Raw genomic sequence first — 14590 nt, 5'->3', positions numbered from 1 at the left:
GGGTTGCTACGGACCAGGCTGGGCGGGTAGGGACGACGAGTGACCCTCCGGAACTCCGAGAGGCTCGTATCCGGCTGCGACGAGCTGCGCGCACGTGGCCACCGTCTCCGCTCGTGCCATCTGGCCGTCGGCGCCCTGGGCGAGGACGCGCAGCAGGCCGCCGGCGCCCGGACGCCGCAGGGCGACGCCGATGTCCCGGGCCAGGCAGACCCGCGCCCGCGCGATCCGCTCACGGGTGTCGGGGGGAATCAGATCGGGCGGATCCAATCCGCGGACCAGAAGGGCGGCCGCTTGCGTGAACCGGTCGTGCAAATCTTCCTGGCACCCCGATCAGATCGGCGACCACCCTCGCGGACAAGGGCCGGGCGACATCCGCGACGACGTCCGCCGTACCCGACCGTGCCGCCTCCTCGACCAGACCGGCCGCCAACCCGCCGATCTTCCGGCGCAGGGACAGCACCTCACGTGCCGTGAAAGCACGCCGCACGCGTTCGCGTTGGCGGGTGTGGCCGGGCGGATCGGTCAACAGGAACGTGCGGGCGGGTACCCCGTAGCCGGTCTGCTCCTGTGCCGTCTGGGCGCCATGACCGTAGCGCGGATCGCGCAGAACGGCCTGGGCCTCGAAGTAGCCGAGAACGACCACATCGCCCGACGGGGTGCGGTGGAGCGGACCGCTCGTACGGCGCACCTGCTCGTAGAAACGGTACGGGTCGTGGATGAACTCCTCGGTGCCGACATCGAAGGGGAACTGCCTCATCAGACAGTCGATGAACGTATCGGATGCTTCCATACAGATCTCGCCCGTCATTCCGCTGTTTACCGAAGACGCCGGGAGAACCCCATTGCCGCGGCATCCCGCACACCCTCTGATAAATAGTGCACATGACGGGTGAACGCGGAACGGATATCGACGCCCTTCACGCGGCTGCGGCACAAACACGGAGACGCTGGGCGAGCGCCGGCGCCGTCTGCTCGGGGCTGTTTCTGCTGGGCATGGATCTCACGGTGCTCAACGTCGCCGTCCCCGATCTCCAGACCGCCCTCGGCTCGTCCGCGGGGCAGACGCAGTGGATCGTCGACGCCTACGCACTGGTGCTGGGCGGCCTCGTACTGACGGCGGGCGGCGTCACCGACCGGATCGGCCGCAGACACGCGTTCCTGGCCGGCTTGGCCGTCTGCGGGTTCGCCTCCTGGGCCGGTGCGGTGGCCGCCGTACCGTGGCAGCTGATCGCCGCGCGCGGTGCCATGGGCGCGGGCGCGTCGCTGATCATGCCTGCGACGCTGTCGCTGCTCACCAGCCTGTTCCCGGAGCCGGTCCTGCGGCGTCGGGCCATCTCCCTGTGGGCGGCGGGGGGCGGGGTGGGCGGTGCCCTGGGGCCGCTGATCGGCGGCTGGCTGGTCAGCCATCACTCCTGGCGGGCGGTGTTCTGGCTGAACGTCCCCTTCGCCGCGGTGGTCATCGCGCTGACGCTGCTCGTGGTCCCCTCGCCGCCGCCCGCCCGCACCGAGCGCGTCGACCTGCCCGGGACCGTCCTGTCCGCGACCGGGCTGCTGACCGCCTTCGGCGTGCGGCTACGACGGGCTCCGGCACCCATACTGCCCCGCCATGTGATGCGCCGTGCCGTCACGGTCCCGGCGGCGGTTTTGGCCATGATGTCGTTCGGGATGTTCGGCGCCCTCTTCGTCATCTCCCTCTATCTGCAAGGCGTGTTGGGCTGTACTCCGTGGCAGGCCGGCCTGCGCACGCTGCCCCTGCCCGCCGCCCTCGTCGCCGGTGCGGCGCTGGCCGCGGTGCTCACCACGCGGCTGACCCACCGGTCCGTCATGGTGAGCGGCCTCGCCGTGGTCGCGGCCGCCTTCGTGCTGCTGTCCGGCACCACGGCACAGTCCGGATACCCGCACCTGGCCCTGGTGCAGATCATCGCCGGTGCGGGAGCGGGGCTGACGGCCGCGGCCGGCACCGCCGCGGTGATGGAGAGCGTCGGCGAGTGGGCGGGCCTGCCGCGGGTGCGCTTTGCTGGCTGCCTCCCGACCGGAAAATCCCTGCATCCCAAAGAGTGAATTCTTGGCTGACCAGCTGTTCGTCGACACCGTCATTCGGCTCATCGTCCGCCATTTCGAAATGGATCCCGGGCAGTTGAGCGCCGACAGCAATCTGCAGCACCTGGGTCTCGACTCGATCGCCCTGGCGGAACTGCTCGTCGTGGTCGAGGAGGAGACCGGCATCGACGTTCCCCTCACGGACGAGACGATGCCGGCGGGTCCCGGCGTCACGGTGGCGGCGGTGGCCGACTACGTCGCCCGGTTCGCCGACGAGTCCACCCGCGCCGCCCTGCACGCCCTGGCCGCCGCGCCGGCGGACGTGGACGCATGAGGGGGTACCAGACCGTCGTCACGGGCATCGGTCTGGTCACCCCGGGAGGTGTCGCCGACGCGACCTGGCAGCGGCTGTGCGCGGGGACACCCACGGCGGCCACGGATCCGCGGCTCGCCGGTCTGCCCGTGGACTTCAGCTGCCGGGTGCCGGACGAGGAACTCGCCGCATCCCTGGGCCGCGGGCTGCGCTGGCGCACGGACCGTTTCATCCACCTGGCCCTGACGGCCGCCCGCGAGGCGACCCGGGACGCGGGTCTTCAGCCGGGGGAGTGGGACGGCGAGCGAGTCGGCGTGGTCATCGGAGTGGGCAGCAACAGCCGCGAGACCGACGTGCACGTCGCGCAGTGCCTGGAGGCGGGCACGTACCAGAAGATCTCGCCGACCACGGTCCCCCGGGCCCTGCCCAACATGGCCGCCGGTGAGGTCGCCGCCGACCTGAGTGCCCGTGGACCGTGCCTCGGCGTCAGCACCGCCTGCGCGTCCGGCGCGACCGCCATCGGCATCGGCCGGCAGCTCCTGGAAGGCGGACTGTGCGACATCGTGCTGGTCGGCGGGGCGGAGAGTGCCTGCGGGCCGCTGTCCAGCATGGGTTTCTGGCGGCTCGGCGCCCTGTCCACCCGCTGCCGCGACCCGCTGGGCGCCTCGCGGCCCTTCGACACGGAACGCGACGGGTTCGTCCTGGCAGAGGGCGCCGGTGTCCTCGTTCTGGAGCGCGCGGACCACGCCCGCGCTCGCGGCGTCCGGGGGAAAGCGGTCCTGTCCGGATTCGGTGCCACCAGCGACGCCCATCACCCCACCACCCCGCACCCCGAAGGGGAGGGCGCCGAACTGGCCGTACGACAGGCCCTGGCCCAGGCGGAGCTGACGCCCGGCGACATCCACCACGTCAACGCCCATGCCACCTCCACGCCGCTGAACGACCGCACGGAATCCGCCGTGCTGCACCGGGTCTTCCGCCGGCCGCCCCCGGTCACCGCGACCAAGAGCATCCTGGGGCACTCCCTCGGGGCAGCCGGTGCCGTCGAAGCAGCCGTGTGTGTCCTGTCGCTCCACCACCAGACCATCCACCCGACCGCCAACCTCGACACACCGGAACCCGGCATCGACCTCGACGTCGTCACCAAGGCCCCGCGCGCCTGCCGGATCGACACCGTCCTCAGCACATCGTTCGGCTTCGGCGGACAGAACGCCGCGCTCGTCTTCCAAACCGCCTGACCACGCACGACCGGCCGCCGCAAAGGCCGCTCGCGAGCAGCCCGGTACGGCTGCTCCCTCGGGGAGTTCCAGTTCCACGGCCGCGGTCGGCCCGCCCTCCGAGCCGACCGGCACTTGACCACGGCCGGCTGTGTCCGCCATCGGAGTGATCAGGGTGGGCTGCCCGGAACGGGCCGTGCTCTGCCGGTGCTTGCCCGCCCCGTCGGCAGACTCGGGCCGGTGGCAGCGAAATTGACCGACGGGTCCCCGCGCCGGCGCTCCGGTGGCGTGCGAGCGTTGTCGTGGCGGAGAGGCGGTTCGGAACGTGGCACCCGGAGCAGTGGCGCGAGAGCCGTTGGCGCGTGCGGCGCGGGCCGCGCTGGGCGGCGGGCGGCGGCTGGAGGCGGTCGAGCGGGTCGCGGGCGGCAGCAAGAACCTGGAACACCTGCTCGCGCGCGACCCGGGTGCGGCCGCCCCGCGGGGGTCGTCCTGGACCGCGCGCTGCGGGACCTCGCCGAGGCGGCCTCCCGCGATCCGCGCATCGCGCTAGCCCCGCGGCCGGCCGGCGATCCGCGAGCGGACCGAAAGCCCACCGCCGCTTCCGTTACGCTGAGCGGCGTGGCGCATTTTCTGCTGGTCGCAGGCGCCTGGCTCGGAGCGTGGGCCTGGGACGACGTCGTGCCGGACCTGCGCGCCTCCGGCCACGGTGTGCAGCCGTTGACCCTGTCCGGGCTCGCCGAGAAGCGAGGGGTGCCGGCACGGCCGTACACCCATGTCGAGGACATCGTCAGCGAGGTGTCACGTCTCGGTCTTCGGGACGTCGTTCTCGTCGCACACAGTTACGCCGGTTCTCCGGCCGCTCGGGCCGCCGGGAGGATCGGCGGCCGGCTGGCCCGCCTTGTTCTCGTCGACGCTCCCGTTCCCGTCGACGGGGAGCCGTGCCTCGCCAGGTGGCCGGACCGCCAGGCGGTCGAAGCGGCGATCGCCCGGAACGGCGGTTTCTGGCCACCGCCCGATCGGCGCTTCTACGCGGGCCAGGACCTGACCGATGAGCGGATCACCCGCATCATGGACGGCTCGACCCCCCATCCGGGTGACACGCTGACCGAGCCGGCGCGGTTGACCCGCCCTCTCTCGGAGATCCCGACGACCTACGTCAGATGCCTGCTCAACGGCGCCGCACTCAGCCCCGACGTGGCCGCACTGCTCAGCTGCGAGCAGTGGCGGCTGGTCGAGATGGAGACCGGTCACTGGCCGATGTTCTCCAGGCCGCACGACCTGGCGGAGCTCCTCGTCCGCGAAGCGGCCGGAGCCGTTCGCCGTGCCGCGAGCGCCGACGACTGAGCGAGCCCTCGGCGCGCGCACCCACGGAGAAACGGCAAACTGGTGCAGAGGGGCTGAAAACGTTCGCGTGGCGGGCGGCCACCTCTCCACACCCGAGTCGTGGGAGCACTGCTGGTGAACGTCGAGAGGAAACGGTCATGAACAGCGCAGGCAGCGTGACCGTGGGCGTACTGGGCTCCTACGGGGGCCGCAACGTGGGTGACGAGGCGATCCTCACCGCCCTGCTGGAGCGGGTCCGGGCCGGCCGGCCGGAGGCGCGCTTCGTGGTCTTCTCGCGCACTCCCGACCACACCCGTGCCGTCCATCCGGACGTCGAGGTCGTCGGGTGGGAGGGTGTGTGCCGGGACGGTATATCAGGGCATCTGAGCCGGCTGAACGTGCTCGTGGTCGGGGGCGGCGGAATCCTCTACGACACCGAGGCGCGTCGGTATCTGCGGATGGCCCGCACCGCCCAGGAACTCGGCGTACCCGTCTTCGCCTACGCCCTGGGAGCCGGTCCGCTCAGCGACGAAACCGACTGCGCCTGGGTCCGCACGGTGCTCTCCGACGCGGTCGAGGTCACGGTCCGTGACGAGGAGTCGAAGCTCGTGCTCGAAGAGGCCGGGCTGACCCGCTCGGTGACGGTCACCGCCGACCCGGCGCTGCTGCTGGAACCCGGCGATCGCGGTCGGGCGCTGCTGCGCGAGGAGGCCGTGCCCCGGGGAGTACGCCTCGTGGGCATGAGCGTGCGGGAGCCCGGCCGCGCCGCCGAGCACCTCGACGAAGAGGGATACCACCAGCTCCTGGCCAGCGTGGGGGACTTCCTCGTCCACCGCCTGGACGCCCATGTCGTCTTCGTCTCGATGGAACGCGGCGACATCCGGCACGCGCACGCCGTGGTCTCCCGCATGGCCACAGCGGACCGCTGCACGGTGCTGCACGGCGATCACGGGCCGCAGCAGGTCCTCGACATCGTCACGCAGCTGGACCTGGCCGTCGGCATGCGGCTGCACTTTCTGATCTTCGCCGCGCTCGCCGGCATTCCCCTGCTGCCCCTGCCCTACGCGGGCAAGGTCTTCGACTTCGCCCAGCAGGTCGGCGCGCCCGCCCTGCGCGGTGTGATCAGGGAGACGACGGGGCTGCTGCTGGCGGAAGTGGACCGTCTTTGGGACGAGCGACCCGCCCGCACGGCCGACATGGCCGCTCGCACGGCGGTGCTGCGGTTGCGGGCGGCCCAGACCGCCGACCGACTCCTGGCCTATCTGGAGGGAGCCGCTCCGCGAGACGTCCAGGACAGCACCCCGGTTCCCGCCTCCACTGCGGGCTGACGCCGACCGCCACCCGTATTCGAGGGAGTGACCGTGTCCTACCTGATGCCACCCCGCGTCCCCAGGACGGTGGAGCTTCCGCCACGTCAAGCCCTGCACGCGGGGTCCACCCAGGTGCTGGTGATCGGCGGCGGCCCGGCCGGCATCGGCGCGGCCCTCGGCGCCTCCAACGCGGGCGCCGAGGTGGTCCTGGTCGAGCGCTACGGGTTCCTGGGCGGCAACGCCACCGCGGCGCTGGTGATGCCGCTGATGAGTTTCCACAACGAGATGAAGCAAGCCGTGGCAGGGGACACCGGGCGCCTGCTGCCGCCCGACCACGGCGAGGGCGAGCCGGTCGTCGGCGGTGTGCTGTGGGTGCTGCTCGACCAGCTCGTCCGAGCCGGTGCGGCGATCCGGCCCTCACTCGAAACGGGCTACACGGTGCCCTTCGACCCGGAGCTCTTCAAACTGGTGGTGTACGAGCTGCTGGAGACCCACGAGGTCCGTACGCTGCTCCATGCCTTCGCCTCCGACGTCTTCACTCTGCCCGATCGCGCACGTGCGGTGTTCGAGACCAAGTCGGGGCCGCTCGTCATGGACGCGGACGTGATCGTCGACTGCACCGGGGACGGCGACATCGCCGCCGCGGCCGGAGCGGAGTACGAGATCGGCCGACCGGAGGACGGCTGGACCCAGCCCATGTCGCTGATGTTCCGCATGGTCCGCTTCGACCAGGAGGACTTCACCGCCTACACCCGCGCCAACCCGGACCAGTGGAGGGGCGTGCACGGGCTGTGGGACCTGGTCCGCGCCGCCACGGACGCCGGGGAACTGGACCTCCCGCGCGAGGACGTGCTCTTCTTCGCCACCCCCCACACCGGTGAGGTGGCGGTCAACTCCACCCGCATCACCGAAGTGCTCGGCACGAGCGTGTGGGACCTCACCCGCGCGGAGTTCACGGCTCACCGCCAGATGGCGCAGATCGCCCGCTTCCTCCGCGACCGCGTGCCGGGCTTCGCCGACTCCTACGTCGTCCAGAGCGGCGTCCAGGTCGGCGTGCGGGAGACGCGGCGGATCACGGGCGAATACCAGCTGACGGGCGAAGACGTGCTCACGGCCCGCAAGTTCGACGACGCCGTCGCCCGCGGCGCCTACCCGGTGGACATCCACAACCCGAGCGGTCGCGGCACCATGCTCAAGCGGCTGCCGCGCGGCGAGTCCTATGACATCCCCCTGCGCTGTCTCTTCCCCCTCGGCCTGGACCGGATCCTGGTCGCGGGCCGCTGTATCTCCGGCGACCACGTGGCCCACTCCTCGTACCGCGTCATGCCGATCTCGATGGCCACCGGACAGGCGGCGGGCGTCTGCGCGGCCCTCGCCGCGACCCGGGGCCGGCGGCCCCGGGACATCCCGGTGGGTGCGGTCCAGCGCGAACTCCGCGCACAGGGCGCAAGCCTGCCCTGACCCTTCCGCGATGCCGTCGGCGAGTGCCGGATCCTCCCGGCCGCTCCGGTGTCAGTGCCGACCGTTACTGTTCGACCACGTGCGCGAGCGGGGAGGTGCCGTCATGGCTGAGGAACCGATCGATCTGATCCGCCTGGAGGGCGATCGCAACAGCGTCATCCTCCGGATCAACGGGAAGGAGGCACACAGCGGTCCCGACGGGACCGACGTCCTGGTGGGAGAGTTCCAGGTCGACACCCCCTTCGTACGAGGCAGCCTCCAGACCTGGCTGTTCCCGGATGATCTGCGGCAGTGGCAGCAGGCCCTGGACCTGCTCGATGCCGGACGCGACGTCGCCTGGCGTGAGGGCACCCGCGCCCCCTGGCTGTTCATCGAACGCGACGAGGACGGTGACCGGTGCCGGGTCACTCTCAGGGACCACGCGATGTCCCTCACGGCCGTGACCGTGACCGTCCCGCTGACCGACGCCTGGTTCGACGACGCCTACCACCGCCTCGACCGGATCTGGGAGACCTGGCGTCCGCGCGGAGACTGAGGCGGGATGACGCAGCACCTGAGGTTCCGCCGGGAGCTGGTGCCGACCGGGGCGCGCTGTCCGTTGCGTTCTGTCGCCGGCCGAGGTCGGGTGACGAGCCGGTGGGAGACCGGAGCCTGGTCAGTCGGCATGCCGCTGGTCCATGCTGGCCTCTGCCCGCCCCGGCCTGTTCGCAGGAGTCCTCCATGCCCAAGCCCCGCTTCGCCGTCCTCGGCGCCGGCAGTATCGGCTGTCATCTCGGCGGCCGTCTCGCCGCCGCCGGGCACGACGTGGCGTTCATCGGCCGGCCCGCCGGCATGGATGTGCTGCGCGAGCGGGGACTCACCCTCAGTACCTCCGTCCGGCCGCCCGTCCACCTCACGCCGGACCGGCTGACGCTGGCCACCGGCCCCGAGGCCGCGGCCGGCGCCGACTATGTGCTGGTCACGGTGAAGACCTCCGGCACCGAGGCCGCCGCCAAGGACCTCGCCGCCCATCTCGCCCCCGACGCCGTCGTGGTCAGCTTCCAGAACGGCCTGCACAACCCCGCCACCCTCCGTGCCGCGCTGCCCGGCCACACCGTGCTGGCCGGGATGGTGCCGTACAACGTGGTGCAGTCCGAGCCGGGCACCGTGCACCAGGGCATGCCGGGCAGACTCATGACCGAGCCCGACGACAGGCTCTTCGCCGCCTTCCGGGAGGCGGGTCTGGCCATCGAGACCCGCACCGACATGTCCGAGGTGCAGCACGCCAAGCTGCTGATGAATCTCAACAATGCGATCAACGCCCTCTCCGGGCTGCCGCTGCGCGACCAGCTCGGCCGGCGGGCGTACCGCCGCTGCCTCGCCCTGTGCCAACGTGAGGCCCTTGCCGCCTACCGCGCCGCCGGGGTCACTCCCGCCCGCCTCGGCCCCACCGCGCCCGGTGTCACCCCGTATGTGCTGGGACTGCCCGACGCCCTCTTCCGCCGGGTGGCGGCCGCCTCCCTCCGGATCGACGCCCACGCGCGGTCCTCCATGTGGGAGGACCTCCAGCGCGGCCGGCCCACGGAGATCGATTCCCTGCAAGGGGAGATCGTCGCCCTCGCCACCGCCCACGGACAGCACGCACCCGTGAACGCCCGTCTCGTGGCCCTGGTGCACGAGGCGGAGTCCACACCGCGCACGTGGACCGGACCGGAGCTGTACGCCGAGCTGCGCGCGGCGCGCTGACGGACCTGGCGGCTCATGCTCTGCCTTCGCCACCTGAGACAGAACAGCGCGGCCGTCTGTGACATGAAGGGAGCTGTGCCCGCCGAAGCGTGGCGGCGGTGCCACCTCGGCCGGGTCGTCGCGGCGGCACGGCGCAGGACGCCAAGCGCCCGCCTCGCGGTCACGCCAGGCGGGTGCTGCCCGGGTTCGGGGTGCCGTGCTGTCCTACGACCCCACGGTCTTCATCTTGTGGGTGAAGACCCAGGTGGCGATGTTCTCACCGAGGGTCAGGCCGTCGCCGGCGTCCCACGGGTAGTGCACGCCGAGCCATACTCTGCTGTCGGCGGCCTCGCGTGCGGCCTGGCTGAAGCTGGTGAACGTACGCGTCTTCACCGGTGACTTCGGCTCATCGGTCGAGGCCGTGAAGGTGACGTTGTCGCTCTTGAAGTACTGCCGCATGATCCCCGCCCACGCGGCGGTGAACGCGGAGTGACCGGATGCCCAGGCCGGGAAGCACGGCGTGGTGCCGGACAGCGGCTTCCACGTGGTGTCCCCGAGGCCCTCGCGGATCGCCGAGACAGGACGCCAGAGGTCGATCGGCGTCTGGTACTTGACGTCCCACTCCGCGATGGCCGCGTCCGCCATGGCGACCGAGACCAGAGCGAAGAGCCGGGCGTTCTGATACGTCGTCAGTCCGCGGTCCCTCGACACCCGGGCGGTGATGTCGAGCAGCTGCCCCGGCGGCTTGTAGGTGCCGTTGGCGTCATTGGCCCAGAACCAGGCCGCCGCGGTCTGGTCGGTCGTACGGGCCGTGGAACCGGCGGCGCCGAGGGTGCGTACCCGCTGCACCTGCTCGGCGTAGGCCGGGCTGGCGAGCAGGCTCTCGTACGAGGCGAACTGCCCCGGCGTCGACGGCCGGAACTGGGATCCGGAGGTGAGCGCCCACGGTTTGACCTTGCCCCACTCGGGGATGGCGGCCTGGTTCCCCTGGCCGCAGCCCGGGTCCGGCAGGTCGGGATAGCTGGTGGGCAGCCAGGCACCGGGCTTGCCGTCCGGGGTGTAGACGGCCTGGCTCTCCGAGCCGTCGGCGGTGCGGAAGTTCCCCATGTTGGTGACGACCGTGTTGACCACGGTGGCGTCGAGGAGGTCGAAGTCCGTGGGGCTGGTGCCGAACCGCTCCTCGAACTTGTTGTCCAGGTAGGTCGTCTGGTCGGGGAACAGCTTGAGCAGGATGTTGTAGGCGGTGCGGCCGATCACCCGCTCCTCCTCGCCCGGACCCTCCATCCATGCCGCGTAGTCGACCGCCTGGAGGTAGGGGTCGGAGGTCATGGTGTGCCAGCGGAGCCGGTAGGAGCTCTCGGCGTCGTAGATCGCCGCGTTCATCTCGGCGGCGGCCCGCGAGACCGGGCCCGGGGCGCCCCCGGCGGTCCTGATCGCGTCGAGCAGTACGTTGTTCCAGTACAGGACCGGGTCGCCGGTGTAGTTCGGGGCCGCGGAGGCCGGCTGGGGCGTGAGGGCGAGCGCGCCCGCGGCCGTGGCGAACACGGTCGCGAGGGTGACCGCCGTGCTGCGCACGCGGCCGCGTCTTCTTCTCGTCCTACGGAACATGCGGGACATCGATGTGCGGGACATGCAGGACAGATCCTCTCTGCCGATGCGTCGATCGCTCAGGTCGCAACCTAGGCGCGGCCGGGTGCCGGACACATCGGGCAGGCGTAGGACACCGCCGTCAACCCTGGGGCGCAGAGCGGGCCGGTGTAAACCCTGGCGGTATCTCACCGGGCCGGACGGCGAGTTCGTCGACCACGGCCTGGAGGCGGCCCCCGTGGCGTTCGGCGACACGCCGTTGTCGCGCGGAGCCGGTCCCATGCCGCTGGACTTCGCTCAGCCAGTCGCCGACGCAGCGGTCGTCGCCGTAGCGGCTGAGGTGCGGCTCGACGCGTTTCCACAGCTCCTCGACCAGCCGGCCGACGGCCGTGGGCGCGCAGTCGCGGGTGTGGGTGGCGGGCAGGGTGCCGGCCGTGCCATGCCGGGCGGCCTGCCAGCAGGCGGCCCTCAGCAGCGGGTCGGGGACCTCGGGCGCGCGTTCACCGGCGCGTACCGCGTCCACGGCGCAGCCGACGAGGGCGCGGACCACAAGCGCGTAGGCGGTGGCGACCGCGGGCTCGGGCAGCACGTCGGCGACGCGTACCTCGATGGTGGGCAGGTGGGGCGAGGGCCGGACGTGCCAGTAGATCATGCCCGGATCCATCGCCGCGCCGGTCGCCACGAGCTGGTCGACGAGCTGTTCGTAGTGGGCCGCGCCGTGCAGGTAGGGCGGAGGGCCGGCCGACGGCCACCGGCCCCAGACCATGGCGCGCCAGCTGGCGTATCCGGTGTCCTGGCCCTCGCTGAACGGGGAGTTGCCGGTGATGGCCAGCAGCAAGGGCATCCAGCCACGTAAATGGTTGATCGCCCGTACGGCCTCTTCGCGATCGGCCACCCCGACATGCACGTGGCAGGAGTTGACCCCCTGGTTGCGGATCAGGGGCCCGAAGCGGCGTGCGAAGGCGCGGTAGCGCTCCTTCTCCACGACCGGCGGCGGGCCGGTGCGGCCGAGGATCGCCGTGCCACTGGGCACCAGCAGACAGTCGTACTCGGCCGCGGCTGTGGCCGCGCCGCTGCGGAGCCGGACGATTTCCGCCTCCAGGCCGGCTGCGGTACGGCACACCGCGCTGACGGTCTCCAGCTGGGACTGCGAGACCTCCGGTGTGGCATGCGACGCGCCGAGGTGACCGCGGGCGGCGGACACCACGGCGACGGCCCGGTACGCGGCCGCCCTGCTGTGCCCATCGGCCAGCAGGAACTCCTCCTCCACGCCGACCGTCGGCGGTGCGGTCAGGTCCGCCGGGGCCAGGGGCGCACCGGCGGAGGCAGGGGTCACGGCGTCAAACGGCTCTGGCACGTCCAGCCCTTTCGGAAGACAAGGGGCACCGACAACGACAACCACAAGGCGCGGGCGCTGCACCGCTCGCGCTCACTACCGACGCGCTCGGGGACATGGGCCACTCCCTGACGAAGGGGGTGGGGTCATGCTCGTCGGCGTGCGTGGCCGCTGCAAGCGATTGCCCAGTCACCATCCGGGCCGCTCCGACCACCCCTGACCCGTCGGGCGGTCCCGGACAGCGCCGCCCCCGGTGCGAGCAGCCGCAGGTCCGGCAGTCGGGCGCGGTGGAGGCGCGGGGTGTGGCGGGCCCATGGTGCTCCAGGGCACACCCGCCTGGCATGGCCGAGAAGCCGTGCCCCCAGGTGCCGCCCGGCGGGGCTCCCACCCTCCGCGGGGTCTCCGGTCCTGCCGACCCGTCACGCCGGCACCGCTGCGCACAAGGCCGCGCCGACCCCGTGTCACAGCGAGGTGACCGGTGGTCGGCGCGGCGTCGGCGGTCCTCCGCCTCAGCAGGCGGGGCGTTCGCTCCGTGCCGGGTCCAGGGCGTTGAGGACCAGGCGGGTGGCGACCGGGTCGTAGCTGATGTCTATGTGGTCGCCGGCGTTCGTGAGGCAGTACGTCTGCACGGTCTGATCGGTGACGTTGGCCGCCGGCACGAGGTAGGACGATGCGAAGGGCGTGACCACCTGGTCGTGGACCGTGGCGATGACGGTGTAGTCGACCTCCGGGGCGGTGCGTTCACCTGAGTTGAGGTCCCCGAGGAAATCGGAGCCGACGATCTGCTGGTCGCAGGAGGCGCAGGAGACGCCGAGCAGTACGTCGGCTCCCGGTATCGCGCGCGGCATGAGGCCCATTCCCTGCAAGGTGGTGCCGTGGTAGGGCGGGGTGAGCGCCACGAGCTCGGACTGCTCGGGCCCCTGCGGATCGGTGAGGGTCCGAGCCGTGCCGGCGCTCTGCTCGTCCGTGGCCGCGGCGGTCAACGACGCGCGGGTGGTCGCCGGGTCCTGCGCGGCGGCGGCATGCCCGCCGGTCAGGGAGGCCAGACCCAGGCCGAGGGTCACCGCGAGGCCCGTGGCGCTCGCGACCGGTCCGCGCCGGCGCCGCGCGTGCCGGCGGTCGTACGGAGGCAGGAACGAGGTCCCGGCCTACCGCCGGCCGCTGGACTCCGCGCTCGGCCGGGACCTGGCCGGATCCGTACGCCGGGCGATCGGACAGTTCGTGGAGCTGACCGAGGAACCGCACAGCCGGCAGGAGCACCATGTCCATCACTTCCGCACGCTGGGCCGGCTGGAGTTCCGCAACGGCCGCACCACCGACGCGCTCCAGGCCGCCTTCCGGGTCGGCGCGCGCGTCGGCGCCCGGCTCTACGCCGAGACCGCGCAGTCCGCGTCACTGCCGCTCGAGGTGGTGATGCCGCTGCACGAGGCGGTGCTGACCCATATCAACGTCCTGTCGAACGAGTCGGTCAAGGGCTACACCGCCGCCCAGGCGGCGGCCGAGGGCGGGCTCCAGCGCAGTCGGCGGACGCTGGCCGCATGCCTGCTGGACCAGCAGCGCGCGGCGCACGGGGACATGGTGGAGCGCCTCGCCAGGCAGGCGGAGTGGCCCTTGCCGGAGGCGGTCGCGTGCCTGCTGGTGCGCCAGGGCGCCGGCGGCGGGCGGTTGTCCGGGCCGGCGCAGGAGCGCGGCCCGGTGGTCCTCGCGCTGACGCACGGTGCCGACCTGGTCCTGATCGTCCCGGACCCGGACCGCGAGGGCACGGCGGAGCGGCTGCGGACGGCCGTACGAGGGCGGACGGCGGCGCTCGGACCCGCGGTGCCCCCACGGGACGCGTGGGTGTCCCTGCACTGCGCCCGCCTGATGCTGGCCGCCCATGCCTCCACCGCGCACAGCGGCACGTCCACCGGTGCCGGCGCGGGCACGTTCGTCAGCGCGGGCGACGGGCTGGCGGAAGCACACCTGCGGCACGGGATCCACATCGGGCGGCTGCTCGGCGACCGGGTCCTGGGCCTCCTGTGGGACCTCCCGCCGGGACGGGCCGCACGGCTGGCGGAGACCCTCGACGCTCTGCTGATGTCCTGGAGCCGTACCGCCCCGGAGGTCGCACGGGTGCTGGACATCCACCCCCGGACGGCACGGAAGCGGCTGCGGCGGCTGGAGGAACTCTTCGGCGACCGACTCAGCGACCCCGCCTTCCGGTTCGAGGCACTGCTTGCCCTGCGCACCCGGGCGTTGACGCCGAGAGGGAGTGCGCGGACGGTGGCCGAGGCGTGAACGGAGGCCGCCCCGAGCCGGA

General features: G+C 72.2%; 14 protein-coding genes. 10 read left to right on the top strand and 4 right to left on the bottom strand.

The window, feature by feature from the left end; translation table 11 throughout:
* Positions 1–229: 229 nt before the first annotated feature.
* Positions 230–757 carry a hypothetical protein gene (locus ACZ7DL_RS31580; protein WP_470779391.1) on the bottom strand — a complete coding sequence of 176 codons (528 nt, stop codon included), beginning with the start codon at positions 755–757 and terminating at the stop codon, positions 230–232.
* 125 nt (positions 758–882) lie between these two features.
* On the opposite strand from ACZ7DL_RS31580, the gene ACZ7DL_RS31575 reads away from it, so the two are divergent.
* The 9 genes from ACZ7DL_RS31575 to ACZ7DL_RS31535 all read left to right on the top strand — a co-directional run bounded on the left by ACZ7DL_RS31575 (position 883) and on the right by ACZ7DL_RS31535 (position 9389).
* Complete coding sequence (locus tag ACZ7DL_RS31575; protein WP_470779389.1) at positions 883–2061, top strand: MFS transporter; 1179 nt, start codon at positions 883–885, stop codon at positions 2059–2061.
* A gap of 4 nt (positions 2062–2065) precedes the next feature.
* A complete protein-coding gene (locus ACZ7DL_RS31570; protein WP_470779387.1) occupies positions 2066–2374 on the top strand; it encodes an acyl carrier protein in 309 nt (102 codons plus the stop codon).
* Positions 2371–3591: a beta-ketoacyl-[acyl-carrier-protein] synthase family protein gene (locus ACZ7DL_RS31565; protein ID WP_470779386.1), complete on the top strand. Its 1221-nt coding sequence runs from the start codon at positions 2371–2373 to the stop codon at positions 3589–3591. Before ACZ7DL_RS31570 ends, ACZ7DL_RS31565 begins: the two co-directional genes overlap by 4 nt.
* 304 nt (positions 3592–3895) lie before the next feature.
* Positions 3896–4120, top strand: a complete 225-nt coding sequence (locus tag ACZ7DL_RS31560; protein WP_470779384.1) for a hypothetical protein — start codon at positions 3896–3898, stop codon at positions 4118–4120.
* Between the two features lie 68 nt (positions 4121–4188).
* Positions 4189–4914 carry an alpha/beta fold hydrolase gene (locus tag ACZ7DL_RS31555; protein ID WP_470779382.1) on the top strand — a complete coding sequence of 242 codons (726 nt, stop codon included), beginning with the start codon at positions 4189–4191 and terminating at the stop codon, positions 4912–4914.
* A gap of 137 nt (positions 4915–5051) precedes the next feature.
* Positions 5052–6221 (top strand): polysaccharide pyruvyl transferase family protein, encoded by a 1170-nt coding sequence (locus ACZ7DL_RS31550; protein ID WP_470779381.1) that lies wholly within the window; start codon positions 5052–5054, stop codon positions 6219–6221.
* A gap of 33 nt (positions 6222–6254) precedes the next feature.
* Positions 6255–7664, top strand: a complete 1410-nt coding sequence (locus ACZ7DL_RS31545) for an FAD-dependent oxidoreductase (protein ID WP_470779380.1) — start codon at positions 6255–6257, stop codon at positions 7662–7664.
* Positions 7665–7767: 103 nt separating this feature from the next.
* Positions 7768–8199 (top strand): DUF5959 family protein, encoded by a 432-nt coding sequence (locus tag ACZ7DL_RS31540; protein WP_470779378.1) that lies wholly within the window; start codon positions 7768–7770, stop codon positions 8197–8199.
* Positions 8200–8384: 185 nt separating this feature from the next.
* Positions 8385–9389 (top strand): 2-dehydropantoate 2-reductase, encoded by a 1005-nt coding sequence (locus ACZ7DL_RS31535; protein ID WP_470779376.1) that lies wholly within the window; start codon positions 8385–8387, stop codon positions 9387–9389.
* Between the two features lie 204 nt (positions 9390–9593).
* Here ACZ7DL_RS31535 and ACZ7DL_RS31530 read toward each other — a convergent pair whose 3' ends face one another.
* From ACZ7DL_RS31530 to ACZ7DL_RS31520, 3 genes are all read right to left on the bottom strand, one after another.
* On the bottom strand, positions 9594–10943 hold the full coding sequence (locus tag ACZ7DL_RS31530) for a vanadium-dependent haloperoxidase (protein WP_470779374.1): 1350 nt from the start codon (positions 10941–10943) through the stop codon (positions 9594–9596).
* A gap of 154 nt (positions 10944–11097) precedes the next feature.
* Entirely contained in the window at positions 11098–12312 is a 1215-nt protein-coding gene (locus tag ACZ7DL_RS31525; protein ID WP_470779372.1) for a carboxylate-amine ligase, read from the bottom strand.
* A gap of 488 nt (positions 12313–12800) precedes the next feature.
* On the bottom strand, positions 12801–13355 hold the full coding sequence (locus tag ACZ7DL_RS31520; protein ID WP_470779371.1) for a hypothetical protein: 555 nt from the start codon (positions 13353–13355) through the stop codon (positions 12801–12803).
* A 10-nt stretch (positions 13356–13365) separates the two neighbouring features.
* Between ACZ7DL_RS31520 and ACZ7DL_RS31515 the strand changes: the two genes are divergently transcribed.
* A complete protein-coding gene (locus tag ACZ7DL_RS31515; RefSeq protein ID WP_470779370.1) occupies positions 13366–14568 on the top strand; it encodes a PucR-like N-terminal domain-containing protein in 1203 nt (400 codons plus the stop codon).
* The last annotated feature ends 22 nt before the right edge of the window (positions 14569–14590 follow it).

The organism is Streptomyces sp. NPDC036984 (genome assembly GCF_055607665.1).
The sequence above is the reverse complement of the archived record's forward strand: the minus strand, read 5'-3'. Positions and strand labels throughout refer to the sequence as shown.

Excerpts from the sequence above, each read along its gene's own strand:
- ACZ7DL_RS31565 (WP_470779386.1), top strand. The coding sequence starts at position 2,371 with ATGAGGGGGTACCAGACCGTCGTCACGGGCATCGGTCTGGTCACCCCG.
- ACZ7DL_RS31535 (WP_470779376.1), top strand. The coding sequence starts at position 8,385 with ATGCCCAAGCCCCGCTTCGCCGTCCTCGGCGCCGGCAGTATCGGCTGT.
- ACZ7DL_RS31540 (WP_470779378.1), top strand. The coding sequence starts at position 7,768 with ATGGCTGAGGAACCGATCGATCTGATCCGCCTGGAGGGCGATCGCAAC.
- ACZ7DL_RS31550 (WP_470779381.1), top strand. The coding sequence starts at position 5,052 with ATGAACAGCGCAGGCAGCGTGACCGTGGGCGTACTGGGCTCCTACGGG.
- ACZ7DL_RS31580 (WP_470779391.1), bottom strand. The coding sequence starts at position 757 with ATGAGGCAGTTCCCCTTCGATGTCGGCACCGAGGAGTTCATCCACGAC.
- ACZ7DL_RS31575 (WP_470779389.1), top strand. The coding sequence starts at position 883 with ATGACGGGTGAACGCGGAACGGATATCGACGCCCTTCACGCGGCTGCG.